Source organism: Terriglobus albidus, assembly GCF_025685425.1.
Classification (GTDB): domain Bacteria; phylum Acidobacteriota; class Terriglobia; order Terriglobales; family Acidobacteriaceae; genus Terriglobus; species Terriglobus albidus.
Genome location: NZ_JAGTAS010000058.1, coordinates 972,818 through 989,309, shown reverse-complemented (window position 1 = coordinate 989,309; position 16,492 = coordinate 972,818). Strand labels below are relative to the sequence as shown.

Here is a 16,492-nt window from a genome sequence, read left to right as displayed (position 1 = left end):
ACTCACACGATCCACGTCGTCACCTGGCTGAGGCACTGTTCGAGGAAGAGAATGATGGCTGTCAGCTTGCGTGCTGCCGTACTATGCGGTGTGACGCGATAGCTGTTATTGAACCGGTCTTTGTCGAGCAGAACGATATGGTCCGGGTCGACTTCGGCGGAGATGACTTTGACGCCGTGTTTCTGAAAAGTGAAGCGCTGCCAGCGGTCTGCGCCGTTCCACCAGACGCGGGTGCGGGTGCCGTCATCGAAGGCGACCTCGACCGTTACTGGAAGGATGAAGTCGCCCTTGCGATGCACGATGACCGTATTGCGATAATCGATGTTTTTTGAGTCTTCCGGTTCGGGTTTCCACCATTGCATGGGTTGTGTCGTTACCGAATCGACAGCATAGTCGAGAACCGCCGTGCCGTAGATGGCTTGATGGAAATAGAAACGTAAAGCTGGAGCGAAATCGACAGGGACGAGGGAGTCATTGGCCCCACTGCTGGTGAACGGATCGCCGCTGGTAACAACGTGCGCAAAAGAGTGGTACACACGGTTTTTTGCAATCGCCGCTTTTTCGATCTCGCGTAGAAAATCGTCGGCTGTGGGATGCGTAAAACGATACTTCATGAAGTATTGGTGCACCGCTTCGCGCATGGTGTCTTCGCCAATCATGCCCTCAAGCGTGAGCAGCGCTGTAGCCGTTTTGCCGTAGGTGATGCCGCCATAGGACCGCTCGTTGCGAAACTGGTAGGCGAAGCGCGTCAACGGATCATAGTCCGGCGCAAGGGTGTACTCGTAGCGCTGCAGATCGCGGTCGCCGGCACTGGCGTAGGTTCCGCCGAGAATGCCTTTGTCCTTCCCGAAGAGGGACTCGATGACCTTCACTTCCGTGTAGGAGTTGATACCTTCATCGAGCCAGGCCTCTTCAAACTCGTTGGTCGCGACCATACCATACCAGTACTGATGGCCGAACTCGTGTTCGGCAGTAACCTCAAGGATGTGAAGCCATGAAGGCTCCCACCAGGAGGTTCCGCCGGTAATGAGCGTCGGATATTCCATACCTTCCATGGCGGAGCCGGGTTCAGGATCGATCACCGTAATCTGTTTGTAGGGATAAGGACCGTACCATTGCTCGAACTTCGCCATCGTCTGCCGGAGGATGGCGGCATATCGAGGCCCGGCCTGCGGATGAGATTTAAGGGCGAGAACACGGATGCGGACCGGGCCCATGCTCGAGAGGTACGTCTCTGTGGTCTCAGTAAAGTGCGGGGAGGCGGCCCATGCGAAGTCGTGGACGTCTTCTGCGTAGAACGACATCGTCTTCCTGTTGGCGTTGTGGGTCATGCCAGTCGAGGCGCCTGTGGCGCCGATGGTGTAGTTTTCCGGCACGGTGAGCTTGACGTTATAGATGCCGAAGTCGGAGAAGAACTCGGTGGTCGCGTGGTACTGATGACAGTTCCATGCGCCGTGCCAGAAGACACCGACTTTAGGAAACCACTGGCCGCCCATCATGAAGTCGCGCTTGTACCCATTGCGCGCGATGGACTCCGGAAATTTGTCGTGAAACGCGATGTGAAAGGTGATGGTCTCGCCGGGTTCGAGGGGATGCGGCAGCGGAATCTCCATCACTGTGTGATCGGAGGTGTTGCCGTCGTCGGGCGCGGTGAAGCGCTGTGCCGATGTCAGGTCTCCGAAGCCATCGGCAGTGATGGAAGCGATACGGATTTCGCCGCGGCGATGTTCAGGATACTCACGCTCTACCTCGCGGATGCCGCCGCCTTCCGCCGTCTCTCGCGCGAAGGTGGACTGCGGCTGAAATGCATTGAGGTAGAGATGGAAGGGGAAGCTCGTCAGCCGCTGGCCGGTCAGGTTGCGATAGGCGAGGGTTTCCGTGGCGTCGACCGTATGCTTTACCGGATCGATCTGTGCATCGATCGCGTACTGCACCACGCGTTCGGACAAAGGCGTGGGCGGGTTGGTCGCGATGGATGTCTGGGCGGCGAGCGCAGTGGCAAGAGAAAGCAGAGCAACGGAGACGGTCTTTCTCATGCCCAGAATTCTATGCGCTTCAGGGCCTTTGCCATAGCTCCGAGATCAGGATGCCGCCAAGGAACACACATCTTCGGATGCAGACCATACCCGCACGCTGCAGCACGGAGGTATGGTCGGGGAGGTGGTTGGCGCGGAGGCCGGTCAGCAGGCGGAAGGCCGCATAGAGAATGCGGGTCAGCAGCGCTGCGATAGGGCGCATGGCGCCTTGTTGCGGGATATGAAAGTCGCTGACCAGCCATCTGGCATTGTCTGTCAGGGAAGGCAGCAGGGTCTGTACGAGCTGCTCTACCTCTGCCTCGGAGAGGCAGTCGAGGAAGAAATGCGTGGCAACAAGGTCGTAGGACGCATCGGGAACGAAATTCAGTGCGTTGTCCTGGGTGATGACAAGGCGATCTGTATAGGGTCTACAACGGCGGCGCAGCTCCTGCAGCATGACTGCGCTGAGGTCTACGGCGTGAACGTGGACTTGGCGGTTGGTGCGGAGCAGATCCCGGGTGAAACGGCCATCGCCATCACCGAGAATAAGAGCCCTGCGGACTTCGAAAAGTTCACGTAACCATGCGGTGCGCGTGCGATGCAGCAGCGGGCCGAAACTGAGCCACTCCATCCAGCGGTAGAGCCTGGCGATGCGATCGAAGTTGGGAGTGGCGTTCACCGCAGAAAGAAGAGGATAAGCGGGGTGAGCAGTGCGGCGTCGGCTGCGGCGCGTAGTGTGACCGAAGAGATAGGCCGGCGCGTGCAGTCCAGCGCCAGCAGCAGGAGTGCGGAGCTGGCTGTGCACAGGTTAAGGATGGCGAAGGGATGCGGTGCGGGAGAGAAGGGCGTAAGAGCGCAGACGGCGGCCAGGGTAACGATGAGCGGGCGGAAGTTGCGTGCGCTCCAGTCGGAAGATTTCGGATTCTCCCAGCGATGGATCGCGACACAGTTCAACCAGCAAAGCAGCGCAAAGAAGGTAGTGGCAATGGCCACGCGCGGTGTGAAGAACTCCGGTAGAAAGACCGCAGCGGCGAAGAAAATGCCGACGACGGCCTCCTTCGGAGCCTTATAGCGAAGGCGTGTTTTGTGGATGGCGGCAAAGTAGAGGATGAGCGGAACGCACAGCAGAATATAGGCGAGCAAGGCGCGTGCAGGCATCTTCCACATCAGAGCCAGAAGCGCAGGCAGGGCAATCATCGCGGCGATTACGAAGCGGCGGCGAAAGCGGCCGTGGAAGCGGTGCCGGGCTTCTAGCTCTTCGCCCTGCTTGTAATCGAGCAGACGATCGGCGACATAGACCAGCCACACTGCGACGAACATGGCTCCAGGCACATACCAGGAGAGCGCATGGTGCGTGATGCGCGCCGCCGCGAGAGTCCACACGACAGCCACCGTCGGAGCATCGAGCGAGAGCAGATGCCAACGGTGAAAGACGCTGTAACGGTGCGTCGGGAGTGTAGGAAACGCGACAGCCATTGGAAGAGTTAAAAGTTGAAAGTTAAAAGTTGAAGCGGTGCCTCTGTGGTGATGGGAGCTGTTGAGGCACACCGATGATCGAATGGAGCGATTTGCTCCATCTTTTAAGGGTAAAGCAAATGGGTGATGGCTGCTGCCATTGAATGTGTCTGGATCGGACAGGGTCTCTGGCCTGGTTAAAAGTTGAAAGCTAAAAGTTAAAGCGGTGCTTCTCTGACGATGGAGGCCTTTGGGCAGACCGGGCATCGAATTTGAGCGGCTTGCTTCCTCCCTTTAGGGCAAAGCAAAAAGGGACAGCAACCGATGCCGTCCCTCTTTAACTTTTAACTTTACTTGCAACTTTTAACTCTTAACTGGCTTTAGCGCCTGCGGCCCAGAAGCTGGGGTCGATATCAGGGAAGACGGAGTCTCTGATTTCGAGTTCGGAGAGGCGGCGGTCCTGGGCTTCGTTGAGAGAGCCGTTCTGTTCGAAGGCCTGCCAGATGCCTTTTATCTCCAGGAATTGCTCGTTATGCACGTTGAATCGCTTTTCGGCGTAGTCGCGTGCGGCTCCGGTGGTGATGAGGAACTGCCAGTCGGAAGACTCAAGCAGCAGCAACTCGCGGCAGAGCTGTTTCATGATGCGTTCGCCGAGACCACCATCTTTCCACTTGCCGGCGGTTGCGACGTCGCGGGTGTACAGTTCAGCGGAATAAATGTGGTTGTAGGTCCAGGAGGTCTCCGGGTTCATCCACACATGGTTGGTGCCTTCGACGCCCCATGAACCTTCGTGCATCGAGATGAAGCCCGCGCGCGGGTACTTGTCGAGATACTCGGAGCAGGTGATGAGCTCAATTCCGATGGGGTATTCGGCCAGCGTGCGAGCGATGGCTTCGAGCCAGAGGGGACCCTCGAACCACCAGTGGCCGAAGAGCTCGGCGTCAAAGGGTGCACAGAGAATCGGCGGGATGGGGTCGTTGAAGCTATCTTTCAGCGCTTCATAGACCAGGTGCACGAAGTGGCTGGCGTGTTCCTTGACCTTTTCGGCGGCTTCCTGCGGCCAGTATGGCATCTTGAAGGCCATATCCAGCTTAGGGCCGGTCACCTGCCAGTAGCGATGGCCACCGGGCCAGCGCTTCTTATGGAAGTCGAGATAGTTGGAGTCGCCCGGATAGCCGCTTTCGCCGGACCAGACCTGCAGGCCGGTGCGTGGATCGCGCGGGAAGATCGTCGCGGCGTAACGCTTGTCGTAAGGACCATCGACGTAGTACGGCTGATAGAGCCCGCGATGGTTATTGAAGGTCATCTGGATGGTGGCTTCGTCCCGCGGGACGTGTCCGTTGAGCAATTCGTAGGGCGAAGGAATGCGTTCCGACTCTTCGACCAGATGAGTATCGACGTAGAAGTACTCGATCTGCGATTCGCTGAGAGCCTGTTCAACCCCGATACGATCGTAGCCGGGATGTGTGGTTCCATCGGCGTCGGGTACGGGGTAGTTCCAGAAGCCGGCTGGACGATAGCCGCACTCGGGCGCCCAGATACCACGCGGATGTTTGCCGATGTGCCGCTTATGGGTGGCGACCGCCGTGCGGATCTGCGCACGCACACTCTCGTCAGTTCCCAGCAGAGGCATATACCCGTGGGTCGCGCCACAGGTGATGATCTCAATGAGGCCTTTGTCGTTGAAGTGGCGGAAGCTCTTGATGATGTCGCCGCCGAGAGCGTTGAAGTCATCGAGCGCTTCCTGGAAGAACGCTCGCCAGAAGCGGGCATTTTCCGCGAAGTGCGTCTCGCCTCCCTGAATGAAGAAGGCTTCGTCTTCCGTAGCGGCGGTAATCTTGCGTTCGAGATACTTCGGGAACTCAGCCCGGAAGATAGGATGGGAGAGCTGCTCCAGCAGGATTGGAGAGAGGTTGATATTCGCCTTGAGTGCCAGCCCGTCTTTTTCAAGACGTCCAAGGACGCGTAGCAGCGGAAGGTACGTTTCGGCCGCTGCCTCATGTAACCACTCCATACCATGTGGCCACGTGCCGTGGTTGACCACGTAAGGCAGGTGAGAATGCAACGTAAATGTCAGAAATCCTGCAGGCTTCTTCGGCGATGCCAAGGCGGTAGACCTCGTACAAGTCTTGGTTGCAGGTGGTTCGTTGTATTTCTGGAAGGAAGAAGCTTCCCCCGGGCTGCGTTGCTCCGAGTCTACTACAGGAAAATCTCACCTCGTTTGGCTGTTTGGATAGACGCAAATTGATGGAACAGCGTTGTAGCAAGTGCTGTTGCCGACAGAGCCACCCGGTATGAAAAAGAGCTCCAGATCCACGAAGGGAATCCGGAGCTCCTTAAGCTGAAACGTCTTAGGACGCGTTATTGCATCGGGTGACGCGTTGAGTCGTCGTTGCTCGATGCCCCTGCCTGTGTTGCCTGAATGGTGAACGCGTTGGTCAGGCGGAAGCGGATGAGCGACTCGGTGGGAATCTGTACCTGCTCACCTCTGGTAACGGCATTGATGCCCGCGCCGCTTGCACCGCCTGCGGCTGCACCAATGGCAGCACCTTTACCGCCGCCGAAGATGCCGCCGAGAATGGCTCCAGCGGCTGCGCCGACACCAGCCTTGGTCGCGGTGTTCTTACCGCGTCCGGCGCCTTCTTTGCTGAAGGGTTCCGTTGAGACCGCGATGCGCTCGCCACGACGGGAGATGCTGGTCAGCTCAATGGAGAGCAGCGAGCTTCCTTTGAAGTGAGCCGCATCTTTCGCTTCCACCACGCGCCCGCTGACCGGGGTTCCTTGCCGCAGGGCAACCCATCCATCAACGATGATGTCGTTGGAGATGACGCCCGTGAAGGAGTCACCTGTCTGTGTGGTAGCGGAGTCCAGGCCCTGCGTGATGCGGACCGGAAGGAAGGTTCCGGCAGCGACCGTCACAGTTTTTGTAGTGGGCGCCGGCGGCGGTGGCGGAGGCGCCTGAACCACAGGAGCAGCAGCTTGCTTTACGGGAGCCGGTGCTGGAGCTGGGGCGGGAGCCGGCTGACGCTCAACGACGACGGGCTTGGGCTTCTTCTCGCGTTCGGGCCGAGCCGGAACGGGTTCAGGTGCAGCAGCAACCGGGGCCGGGGCTGCGGCAGGAGCCTGGACGTTCAGGTTGTTGATGACCGTCTTGACGCCGGGAATGGCTGCCGCGTCATTGGAGGCCAGCGTTTTGGCTGCCGCATTGCTTACATTACCGCTCAGCGTGGCGACACCGCCCGACACGCCTACCTGAATCTGCTCCGCGCTCAGGGCGGAGTCGGAGGTGATCCTGCTCTGAATGGAGGAGGCCAGACTGTTGTCATCCGGAGCAGGAGTATCGGCCTTCTTGCATCCAGTTACGGCAAGGGTGAGAACAAGCGCCAGGCCGGTGGTGCGAAGAGTGTTGTGCATACCTTCAAGATTCATGGAAATCCCTCTCCTTACGCGGGATGTGCGCCCCTTATTTGCGATTTCCCGCAAGCTCTGGGGATTAGCTCCGGGGAGTGTGTCGTCACTCATCTTAGACGCCAAGTGTATCCCTGATGTTTCTGTCATAAGAAAGGGAATGTTGTGGGTAAACCTGCCTGATGCGAGTAGCATCCTCATTAAGCGGGAGCTTTGTGCGCGATGACAGGCGAGGTTTGCCGCCCGGGGGTGGATTTGCTACCATCCGATTCTCCGCAACTCGAAGGTTCCATACACGAATCTCGCTTAGGAAAGAGGGAAACAAATGGCAGAGAATGACAATGGCTCGAACGGAATTGGCTGGTTTCTTGCAGGACTTGGCATCGGCGCGCTGATCGGTGTGCTGTACGCTCCCAAGTCGGGGAAAGAGACGCGTGAAGAGCTGGTGCTCTCCGCCAAGGAAGCCCGCGACAAAGCCAATCAATATGTGGAGCGCGGTAAAGAACAGCTGGATGAGTACATTGACCGCAGCCGTCAGTACTACGAACGCGGCCGCAGCCAGTGGACCGAATATGTGGAGAAGGGGAAGGATTTTCTGCACGAGCAGCAGGACAAGGTAGCTGCGGCTGTAGATGCGGGGAAGCAGGCTTATAGCAGGAAGACCGTCGAAGAACCTTCCAACGAGCACTCGGCGTAAACTCAGCTTGCATGGGGCTCCGCCGTCTTGACGCGGAGCCCTGTTACTATTTCCGGAAAGAAAGCGCGGCCTATCCATGCTTACAGCAGCTATCCTTTGGCAGAGCCAACTGGCACAGGACCATTCCAACCTGCTCATTACTTTTATCGCCGTGGTTGCCGCGGCCGTAGTGGTGCAGGCCGGCGTGCTGATCGCTATGGCGATAGGCGTCTCTAAGGCGCAAAAACAGCTGCTTGGTATCGCGCAGGAGCTGCAGGCAAAGGCCATCCCGATCATGGATAGCGTCACGAGCGCCGTGGAGAAGACGGCTCCGAAGGTGGACCGGATTACCGACAACCTTGTGGAGACGACAAACATTCTGCGCGACAAGGCGCACGAGCTTGACATTGTGGTCTCCGAGGCTGCCACACGCGCACGCGCCCAGGTGGTTCGCGTTGATACTGCGATGACCGATAGCCTCAATACCGTCGGCCGCGTAACCGCTGAGGTGCATCACGCCATCATGGTGCCGGTGCGTCATATCTCGGGTGTGATGCATGGGATCAAGGCGGGATTAGAGACGCTGGTCGGACGCGCTAAAGCCTGGAAGAGTACTGCCGCTTCCGTCGCAACGGGAGTAGGAGATACGGAAGAGTAGGGCTGTATCGTTTCTATCCCATACTCTGGGTGCTCCATGCACGCGAAGGGTGCGTGGGAGATTCGCGCGTTGCGCGAATCCGTTTGGGGAGCCCATAGATTTCCCACCCATTCTAATCACCCCAGCGAACAAGTTCGCCGGGGACCCCGAGACGCAATGGATGGGGCACCCAGTTTTGTGGCCGAGTCGTTCCTGTTAGCGGATCCAGCCGCCTCCTACAACTTCGTCGTCCTGGTAAAAGACTGCGGCCTGGCCGGGCGTGACGGCGCGTTGCGATTCATCGAAGGTGACTTCCACTTCATCCTCGCTAACCCTCTGTAGAGTCGCCCATGCGGGTTCGTGACGGTGGCGGATCTTTGCCTGCACGCGCATCGGTTCGCCGGGCGAGGCGATGGAGATCCAGTTCAGCTCGCCTACGCGCATGGCCTGCGTTAGCAGCTCATCTTCTGTGCCAACGGTAACGCGGTGCGAGTCCGGATCAATCTGCAGTACATAGAACGGATTCGGTTGATGTCCCTTAAGTCGCTGTTGTATGCCCTTGCGCTGGCCGACAGTGAAGTGATGTACGCCCTCGTGTGCACCGACAACCTCTCCGGAGCTGGTGACCAGCTCCCCCGACGTATTAGGTAGGGGCTCCTCCTGCTCTTCCAGATAGGCTTCCATGAAGAGCTTGTAGTCGCCGCCGGGGATAAAGCAAATCTCCTGCGAGTCCGGCTTTTTTGCCAGAGCAAGAGAATATCCCTCGGCAAGTTCGCGGACTTCGGGCTTAGTCATGTGTCCGAGGGGGAAGAGCGTGCGCGAGAGCTGTTCCTGGGTAAGGCCGAAGAGGAAGTAGGTCTGGTCCTTGGCCTTGTCCGCAGGCCGCTTGAGAATCCAGCGGTCACGCGCCGGATCGTACTCGTTCCGGGCATAGTGACCGGTGGCAATGCGCTCGGCGCCGATGGAGCGTGCGGTAAGGAGCAACTGATCGAACTTCAGGTGGTTGTTACACAGGGTGCAGGGAATCGGGGTGCGTCCATGCAGATACTCGCGGACAAAGGGCTGTACCACATCGCGCTCGAAGCGCGCCTCCTGATTGACGACGTAGTACGGGATACCGATCTGCTCGGCCACACGGCGTGCGTCATAGACGTCATCGATCGAACAACAGCGGCCTTGAACAGCCTCCGGCATGCCCTCATGCCCGGAGAGGCGGCGCTGGTTCCATAACTGCAGGGTAAGGCCGATAACGGTGTGTCCTTCGGCGCGCAGCATCGCCGCGACAGTGGAGGAATCAACTCCTCCAGACATGGCGACGGCGATGGCCTCCTGCTGACTCATACATCTCTATTTTCGCCGATTTCTGGGAAATTTGTGGAAAGTGGGATTCGCGGTGAATTCGGTGGATAGCCATCGACCCCGCCCTAGCGTTGCGAGTACTCACCCCAGCGAACAAGTTCGCCGGGGACCCCGAACGGGGCACCCAGGTTGGGAGAATGTAGGATCGTTGGGGCGCTGCCAAGGCTGATGATCCTTATCGTGCCGGGTGCCCACCCTCACGGAGTGAGGGTGGGTTAGGAATACCTTAAATTCCTGATGGCGAATGGGTCGATATGCTTAAACCGCCACAGCCGACTTCCACGCGGGAGAGAGCGTGCGAAGGCGGGAGACGACCTCTGGGATGGTCGTCAGAACGGCGTCGATTTCGTCGTCCGTGGTCGTTCGCGAGAGCGAGAAGCGAATGCTGGCGCGCGAGCGCTCAGGGGAAAGTCCCATCGCCAGAAGGACATGCGAGGGGTCGGTGGCTCCGGACTGGCAGGCTGAGCCACCACTTACGGCGATGCCCTTCAGATCGAGAGCGATGACCAGGGCTTCCGCCTCAAGATGAGCGAAGTGGAGATTCGTCGTATTGGCGACACGATCGGCGCCTTCGCCGTTGATCTCAGTCTGCGGAACTCCTGCCAGAATGCCGGTTTCAAGACGGTCGCGCAGCTGGGCCAGCTTCCGAGGGCGGCCTGTCTGGAGATATTCCTGTGCGAGTTCAGCGGCTCGTCCCAGACCAACGATACCTGGCAGGTTTTCGGTGCCGGCGCGACGCTGCCGTTCATGGCTTCCGCCGTAAAGCAACGGACGTAGATGGAGACCTCGGCGCACATACAGAGCGCCTGTTCCCTGGGGAGCGTACATCTTGTGCCCGGAGATGGAGAGCAGGTCGACGCCAAGATCTTTAGCGTTGATCTCAAGCTTGCCGGCCGCCTGGACAGCATCGGTATGGAAGAGGGCTCCGCCTTCATGAGCGATGGCGGCGAGCTCTTTGATCGGTTGGATAACACCAGTCTCATTGTTTGCCAGCATGATTGAGACCAGGCGCGTATTCTGCCGCATGGCCGAGCGCAGGCTTTCAGGGGAGATAATGCCGGCGCGGTCGGGGCGAAGGACGGTGAGCTCGACGCCGCGCCGTTCCAGCTCTTCGGCGGCGTTCAGGATGGCATGGTGTTCGACGGCGCTGGAAATCAGATGATCGCCGCGCGCGATCTCACTGGCGGGCTGCAGGGCGCCGAAGAGGGCAAGATTATCGCTTTCCGTTCCCCCGCTGGTGAAGACGACTTCCGCCGGACGGCAATGCAGCAGTGCCGCCACGGACGCGCGCGCATGTTCTACCGCGGCCCGGGCCTGCTGTCCCGGCTGATGGATCGACGATGCGTTGCCAAAGCGCTGTGTGTAGAAGGGGAGCATTGCCTCCAGCACTTCCGGCAGCACCTGCGTAGTCGCGTTGGCATCCAGATAAATCCGGCGCATCGTTCCATTCTATGAGATGACGCCCTGCAATGCGGGTGCTAGCCTGATTGCGCGCAGCACCCAAAAAGGAGAGGCAATGAAGATACAGATCCTTGCGATCGCGATGGCAGCGTTGTGTTCCACAACCATGTTCGGGCAGGCGCCACCGCCCGCACCTCAAGGCCCCGTAGAACCGGCAAAGGCGGCGGATTTCATGGTCTCCGGAGCTGAGAAGGATTTCATTAGCCTCATCGAAGCCATGCCTGCGGACAAGTACAGCTTTGCACCGTCAGCCAGCCTCTTCAAGGCGCCCGAGTCCGTTGATTTCAAAGGTGTACGGACCTTTGCGCAGTTGGTGACGCATACCATCCAGGCGAACTACTTCTACTGGTCTCCGGTGTTGGGCGAGAAGCTCGATCAGGAGAAGATCGGCGCCATCGGTAAGCTGACCGACAAAGATGCAATCGTGAAGGCTGCGAAGGAGTCGATGGAGTACGGCCATAAGGCCGCTGCTTCGATTACGGCGGCAAATGCCTTTGAAGGAGCAGGCCGAGGTGCGGCCTCAACGAAGTTGATCAGCCTTGCAGGCGGTGTGAGTCACATTCGCGACGAGTATGGTCAGATGGTCGTATGGGGACGTATGGTCGGCGTAGCGCCACCGGCAAGCAGCGGGCGCCCTCCGGCGAATCCAACGAATAAGTAGATGTCGAGAAAGATATGAAACGGGCACGCGATGGCCGTGCCCGTTTCGTGTTGTGACCGTATACGGATGCTCTCTTTGTTTGACTGAGATTCTTTGGTGCTCGGCCCACCCCGGCGTTGCGAGCGTTCACCCCAACGAACAGCGTTCGTTGGGGACCCCGAGAGTGGGGCACCCGGGTGGAGAAAATAAATGAAAAGCAGATTGCTCCGCTACGCCCCGAAATGAAAAATCCGGGAGCCAATCGGATAATAGGGCGCACAAAAAGGTTGATATTTTTACTGGCAGCTATAGAGCAAACGGTTTGGTGCTTATGTTGACCGGGTGCCCTACTCTCACGGAGTTAGAGCATTTTCCCTGTAGGTGTATAGTTGGGCCTCCGCATCTATGGGCGTTTTCCGCATGAAAACGCCGCTTCACGCCCGTTTCGGAATACCCAGCAACAGGGAAGATGCTCTGGGGTGGGCGGGAAGCCGCAAATCTCAACAAAAGAAGAACCGAATTTATCGACGTGCCTAATAGGAACCGCGCTTAAACGGATTGCGCAGGGAGAATGTCACAGAGACGCCGGTGGTGTCGTACTTCAGCCGCAGGCTGCGGCTGTAGAAGCCTGAGACGATCACATTGCGATTGACCGGGACCTCGACGATGGTGTCGATGCCATTGTCTTCTGCGAGGCTGACACCGACTGCACGTTCCACCCAGGCATGATTGACTCGCACCGGACGATAGATCTTCTGATCGCCGATCGGTAGGTTTTCATAGGCCGAAACGGTAAAGGCGCTCCGGAGCGGAAGAAGGAACTGCGAGCCGGCCTGGAAATGCGCAATGTGGCCGATGGTCGTGTAGGTCCGCTGAATCTCGCGGTCAATCAGGCTCGAAGTGTCGCCGATGCCGGTCTCGATAAAGGGGGCGGCGGCCCAATGGGTACTGTAGTCCACCCGATGATTGAAGTTGTATGTGACCTGACCGTTACCAAGGCCGTAGCTGTCAGCTCCCGTAGGAAGTGACATGGTTGCCGAACCCGTATAGGTGAACGCACGGCCGAAGTCGGTGGTGTAGCGCGTTGCAATGGCAGTGTCTCCAACAAGATGACGCAGCGTCTCCAGTTTGTAGGTCGTAGTGGAGCTGGCGACGTAACTGTGGAGGCTGAAGAATGCCGGAACCGAAAGGTCCACGGACCAATGACGATTGAAGCGATATGCCACAACCGGCGTCGTCATCTGTGTCCATCCGAGGACAGAGTTGTGGATGGAGGAGGAGATAAGGCTGAAGGTCAGAACGTTGCGATCCGGGAGTTGAAATTGCTCCGGATCATACCCTTCGCGGGCTACAGCCATTGCGAGTTCAGCAGCGACTGCGTCATCAAGAGCATCGTCTGCCGGCAGACTGGAATCAGTGACGGAGGAGCTGACAGCCGTGGCGGGGACCTGCGCCGCTAAGCTCTGCGCGCGTGCAACAGAGACAAGGCATACGGGCAGCAGACAAAGCCCCGCAATCGTTCGAACGACGTGCAAAGTGACACTCCGGGGGGAACTAGAGGAAGGCTACCCCGGCGCCGCAACGAATGGCAATGAAAATCGGGGCGGTTACCGCTGTTCGATCGGGATGTACGGCGCGGGATATTCGGGCCCGATGTAGTCAGCGCGCGGCCGGATCAGACGGTTGTCGTCATGCTGCTCAATAACATGCGCTGCCCATCCGGAGATACGTGACACCGCAAAGATCGGCGTGAACAGGTCAATGTCGATGCCCAGCATCGTATAAGTGGAAGCGGAGTAGAAGTCGACATTGGCGTTGAGCTTCTTCTCGTTCTTGATAAAGAGTTCGATCTCACGGGACATGCCGTACCACTTGCTGCCGGTGGCCTTGGAGAGCTCCTCGCTCATCTTGCGCAGGTGGGTGGCGCGAGGATCTTCGGTCTTGTAGACGCGGTGGCCGAAGCCGGAGATCTTCTCCTTGCGCGCGAGCATGTCTTTGACGTACTGAACGGGATCAGCGCCGGCCTTGTCGATGGCATAAAGCAGGCGCATGGTGGCCTCATTGGCGCCGCCGTGCAGGGGACCCTTCAGGGCGCCGATGGCGCCGGTGATGGCAGAGTGCATGTCGGCGAGGGTAGCGGCGATGACGCGGGCGGCGAAGGTGGAGGCGTTAAGCTCGTGGTCGGCGTGCAGGATGAGGGCTACGTCGAAGGTGCGGGTTGCGGTCTCGGTCGGTTTCTCGCCAGTCAGCATCCACAGGAAGTTCGCGGCATGCGAGAGCGATTTATCGGCCTCGACCACAGGTTTTCCTTTTCGAATGCGATCGAAGGCGGCAACGATCATCGGGATCTGCGCAGTAAGACGGAAGGCCTTGGTGACGTTAGCGTCGTGGGTCACGCTCTTCTCGTCGGGGTCATTGCCCTCGGGATACATGGAGAGTAGGCTGACGGCGGTGCGCAGCACCGCCATAGGAGTTCCATCCTTCGGAACGGTCTTCAGAAACTCGACGACAGCCGGAGGCAGGCTGCGTGCCTCGGCGAGATGCTTCGTAAACTCAGCCAGCTCGCTCTTCGAAGGCAGCTTGCCAAACCAGAGAAGATAGGTGACCTCTTCGAAGGTCGATTTCGGAGCCAGCTCATGAATATCGATTCCCCGATAGGAAAGCACGCCCGCTTCACCGTCGATCCAGCAGATACCAGAGTTCGCGGCGATAATGCCTTCCAGGCCTTTGGGTGCGGCGGTCATCGTGGTCATGCTGAGCTCTACTCCGTGAGAAAACGAAAATTTAGTACTAACGGTTATAGCGCAGCGCCGCGAGGATTGTCATGACGGTTGTGCGAATATCGACCTAAATGTGCGATTTACGGCGTAGGCTTGCATATCGATCGGAAGGGGCTCGCCGGCTAGTTCCAGACCGATGGCGCGAGCGGTCGCGGCAGCAAGCTGGATCCCATTGCGATAGTGGCCTGTGGCGGCGTAGAGGCCTTCTTCAACAGCGCCAATAAGCGGCAGGCCGTCGTGGGTCGCTGGCCGAAGACCGGCCCATGTTTCGACGATGGTCGCCTGCGCTGCCGGTGGAAACAGTTTCACGGCGCGCGCTTTCAGGGCGGCGATGTCGGCGCTGTGTACGGTTTTGTCATAGCCGGCATCTTCGATGGTGGCGCCGATGACGACGCGTCCGCCGCCGCGTGGAATCAGGTAGATCTCCGGCGTGCGCACGACGGTGTCGAGCGGCGCATCCATCTCGACGGCCATCATCTGGCCTTTGCGAGGGAAGACGGGAAGGTTGCGGGGGCCGGTCCAGCTTCCGGTGCAGAGGACGACGCGGCTGGCGAGGATGTCGCCATGGGCGGTGTGCAGCCGCCAGCCGGCGCCTTCGCGTGTGAGCGTGTCGACAGCGCAGCGGGATCGTATTGAGACGTCTGTATTGGCGCATGCAGCGTGGAGAGCCGCGCCGAGGTCGCGCGGATCGAGTGAGCCTTCCTGCTGGAGTGCCCAGGCATATCCCTCCGGAGATAGACCGATCTCTTTCAGGACGCGGAGGGTCTCGGGCGAAGAGCTGCCTTCATGGGCGCCCTGCAGGGCACGATGGGTACGGATGGGAACACGCAAACCGCTTTGCTGTTCGATGCGTGCGAGAAACTCGGGATAGAGTTCGCGCGACCAGGCGGAGAGCGGCCACAGGGGAGCGGGGTTTTCGGGGTCGTCGACGGCGAGCATGCCGCCGGCGGCCCAACTCGCCTCCCTGACTGGATCGTTTTTATCGGCGACAGCCACCGAAAGCCCGCGGCTGCGGAGCTCCAGCGCAACCGCCAGCCCAATGACGCCCGCTCCTACGACGGCTACATCCATTTGCTGCATACGGCCATTGTAGAAACTCGTCTATCTCAGCGGGCGGGGCAAGGCTATACTTTGCCCCAAGGCAAGGAGAACGTGGGACGAATATGAGTGAAGAAATTGAACAGAGACAGATGTCCGGAGCTTTTATTGCGGTGGTGTTCATCGCCTTGGCGCTGGGGATCGCCTCGCTGATCTGGTGCTATGGGTTACAGAACCACCTTAGCGAAGCGGAGAAGAATCTGACTGCGGCCAAAGCCGCGAACGCCGATCTGAACGAGAAGCTTACGGCGACGAATGCGCGCCTGAAGGCCGCCACGGAGACTCTGGGAGCCAGTGTCGGCTTGACGCAGAAACAGCTTGAGCAGCGCGCGCAGAGCATTCTGGCTGCGCAGAGGGCCGCCGACGAGAAGCTGATCGCCGCGCAGGAGGCGACGAACAAGCAGGTAAGCGCGGTATCGAGTGAAGTAAGCAGTGTGAAGACGGATGTGGGTGGCGTGAAGACAGATGTCGCCAGCACCAAGGCGGATCTTGATACCACCAAGACCCAGCTTCAACGGGTGGTCGGCGATGCCGGCGTAATGAGCGGCCTGATTGCGAAGAATCACGACGAGTTGGAGATTCTGAAGCACAAGGGCGACCGCAACTACTTCGAATTCACGCTGCAGAAGGGCGGACAGCCGACATTGCTTTCGACCATCAAGGTGCAGTTGAAGAAGGTTGATCAGAAGAAGGGCAAATACACGATGGTGATCTCGTCCGATGATCGCAATATCGAGAAGAAGGACAAGACAATCATGGAGCCGGTGCAGTTTTACTCCGGCAAGACGCCGGCGCTCTTCGAGATTGTGGTGAACAGTGTGGCGAAGAACCAGATCAGCGGATATCTGTCGACGCCGAAGAGCTAGGGTAGTCGTAGTTCGTATGGGTGAGGCAGTGGGCTTCAGCCCGCTGACATGGATACAAGTAAAGAAAGGGCTTTTAGCCCTGGGCCCTTCTGCCTGG

The 16,492-nt window shown here is 58.8% G+C and carries 14 protein-coding genes; 4 read left to right on the top strand and 10 right to left on the bottom strand.

Annotation, left to right across the window (positions count from 1 at the left end; translation table 11 throughout):
* Window positions 1–2: 2 nt before the first annotated feature.
* The 5 genes from OHL21_RS23230 to OHL21_RS23210 form a co-directional block, all read right to left on the bottom strand.
* Window positions 3–2,036 carry a M1 family metallopeptidase gene (locus tag OHL21_RS23230; RefSeq protein ID WP_263419684.1) on the bottom strand — a complete coding sequence of 678 codons (2,034 nt, stop codon included), beginning with the start codon at window positions 2,034–2,036 and terminating at the stop codon, window positions 3–5.
* Between the two features lie 19 nt (window positions 2,037–2,055).
* On the bottom strand, window positions 2,056–2,694 hold the full coding sequence (locus OHL21_RS23225; protein WP_263419683.1) for a class I SAM-dependent methyltransferase: 639 nt from the start codon (window positions 2,692–2,694) through the stop codon (window positions 2,056–2,058).
* Entirely contained in the window at window positions 2,691–3,491 is an 801-nt protein-coding gene (locus tag OHL21_RS23220) for a hypothetical protein (RefSeq protein WP_263419682.1), read from the bottom strand. The genes OHL21_RS23225 and OHL21_RS23220 overlap by 4 nt, the downstream gene beginning before the upstream one ends.
* A 349-nt stretch (window positions 3,492–3,840) precedes the next feature.
* Window positions 3,841–5,577, bottom strand: a complete 1,737-nt coding sequence (locus OHL21_RS23215) for a glycoside hydrolase family 57 protein (protein WP_263419681.1) — start codon at window positions 5,575–5,577, stop codon at window positions 3,841–3,843.
* Window positions 5,578–5,831: 254 nt separating this feature from the next.
* On the bottom strand, window positions 5,832–6,899 hold the full coding sequence (locus tag OHL21_RS23210) for a BON domain-containing protein (protein WP_263419680.1): 1,068 nt from the start codon (window positions 6,897–6,899) through the stop codon (window positions 5,832–5,834).
* A 304-nt stretch (window positions 6,900–7,203) separates the two neighbouring features.
* Here OHL21_RS23210 and OHL21_RS23205 point away from each other — a divergent pair, with 304 nt between their 5' ends.
* Window positions 7,204–7,575, top strand: coding sequence for a YtxH domain-containing protein (locus OHL21_RS23205; protein WP_263419679.1), 372 nt, complete (start codon window positions 7,204–7,206; stop codon window positions 7,573–7,575).
* A 76-nt stretch (window positions 7,576–7,651) separates the two neighbouring features.
* Entirely contained in the window at window positions 7,652–8,212 is a 561-nt protein-coding gene (locus OHL21_RS23200) for a hypothetical protein (protein ID WP_263419678.1), read from the top strand.
* A gap of 195 nt (window positions 8,213–8,407) precedes the next feature.
* Here the strand turns inward: OHL21_RS23200 and mnmA are convergent, their stop codons facing one another.
* Window positions 8,408–9,532, bottom strand: a complete 1,125-nt coding sequence (gene mnmA / locus OHL21_RS23195) for a tRNA 2-thiouridine(34) synthase MnmA (RefSeq protein ID WP_263419677.1) — start codon at window positions 9,530–9,532, stop codon at window positions 8,408–8,410.
* 276 nt (window positions 9,533–9,808) lie between these two features.
* A complete protein-coding gene (locus tag OHL21_RS23190) occupies window positions 9,809–10,990 on the bottom strand; it encodes a cysteine desulfurase family protein (protein WP_263419676.1) in 1,182 nt (393 codons plus the stop codon).
* Between the two features lie 76 nt (window positions 10,991–11,066).
* On the opposite strand from OHL21_RS23190, the gene OHL21_RS23185 reads away from it, so the two are divergent.
* Window positions 11,067–11,672, top strand: a complete 606-nt coding sequence (locus OHL21_RS23185; protein WP_263419675.1) for a DinB family protein — start codon at window positions 11,067–11,069, stop codon at window positions 11,670–11,672.
* A gap of 512 nt (window positions 11,673–12,184) precedes the next feature.
* Here OHL21_RS23185 and OHL21_RS23180 read toward each other — a convergent pair.
* The 3 genes from OHL21_RS23180 to OHL21_RS23170 all read right to left on the bottom strand — a co-directional run bounded on the left by OHL21_RS23180 (window position 12,185) and on the right by OHL21_RS23170 (window position 15,511).
* Window positions 12,185–13,186 carry a hypothetical protein gene (locus tag OHL21_RS23180; protein WP_263419674.1) on the bottom strand — a complete coding sequence of 334 codons (1,002 nt, stop codon included), beginning with the start codon at window positions 13,184–13,186 and terminating at the stop codon, window positions 12,185–12,187.
* Window positions 13,187–13,258: 72 nt separating this feature from the next.
* Window positions 13,259–14,404 (bottom strand): citrate synthase, encoded by a 1,146-nt coding sequence (locus OHL21_RS23175; RefSeq protein WP_317890003.1) that lies wholly within the window; start codon window positions 14,402–14,404, stop codon window positions 13,259–13,261.
* Window positions 14,405–14,473: 69 nt separating this feature from the next.
* Window positions 14,474–15,511 (bottom strand): NAD(P)/FAD-dependent oxidoreductase, encoded by a 1,038-nt coding sequence (locus OHL21_RS23170; RefSeq protein WP_263419673.1) that lies wholly within the window; start codon window positions 15,509–15,511, stop codon window positions 14,474–14,476.
* A gap of 83 nt (window positions 15,512–15,594) precedes the next feature.
* Between OHL21_RS23170 and OHL21_RS23165 the strand changes: the two genes are divergently transcribed.
* Window positions 15,595–16,395, top strand: coding sequence for a hypothetical protein (locus OHL21_RS23165; RefSeq protein WP_263419672.1), 801 nt, complete (start codon window positions 15,595–15,597; stop codon window positions 16,393–16,395).
* Window positions 16,396–16,492 lie beyond the last annotated feature (97 nt).

Coding starts and splice junctions, on each gene's coding strand:
- OHL21_RS23230 (WP_263419684.1), bottom strand. CDS start 2,036: ATGAGAAAGACCGTCTCCGTTGCTCTGCTTTCTCTTGCCACTGCGCTC.
- OHL21_RS23220 (WP_263419682.1), bottom strand. CDS start 3,491: ATGGCTGTCGCGTTTCCTACACTCCCGACGCACCGTTACAGCGTCTTT.
- OHL21_RS23210 (WP_263419680.1), bottom strand. CDS start 6,899: ATGAATCTTGAAGGTATGCACAACACTCTTCGCACCACCGGCCTGGCG.
- OHL21_RS23205 (WP_263419679.1), top strand. CDS start 7,204: ATGGCAGAGAATGACAATGGCTCGAACGGAATTGGCTGGTTTCTTGCA.
- OHL21_RS23200 (WP_263419678.1), top strand. CDS start 7,652: ATGCTTACAGCAGCTATCCTTTGGCAGAGCCAACTGGCACAGGACCAT.
- mnmA (WP_263419677.1), bottom strand. CDS start 9,532: ATGAGTCAGCAGGAGGCCATCGCCGTCGCCATGTCTGGAGGAGTTGAT.
- OHL21_RS23190 (WP_263419676.1), bottom strand. CDS start 10,990: ATGCGCCGGATTTATCTGGATGCCAACGCGACTACGCAGGTGCTGCCG.
- OHL21_RS23185 (WP_263419675.1), top strand. CDS start 11,067: ATGAAGATACAGATCCTTGCGATCGCGATGGCAGCGTTGTGTTCCACA.
- OHL21_RS23175 (WP_317890003.1), bottom strand. CDS start 14,404: ATGACCACGATGACCGCCGCACCCAAAGGCCTGGAAGGCATTATCGCC.
- OHL21_RS23170 (WP_263419673.1), bottom strand. CDS start 15,511: ATGCAGCAAATGGATGTAGCCGTCGTAGGAGCGGGCGTCATTGGGCTG.
- OHL21_RS23165 (WP_263419672.1), top strand. CDS start 15,595: ATGAGTGAAGAAATTGAACAGAGACAGATGTCCGGAGCTTTTATTGCG.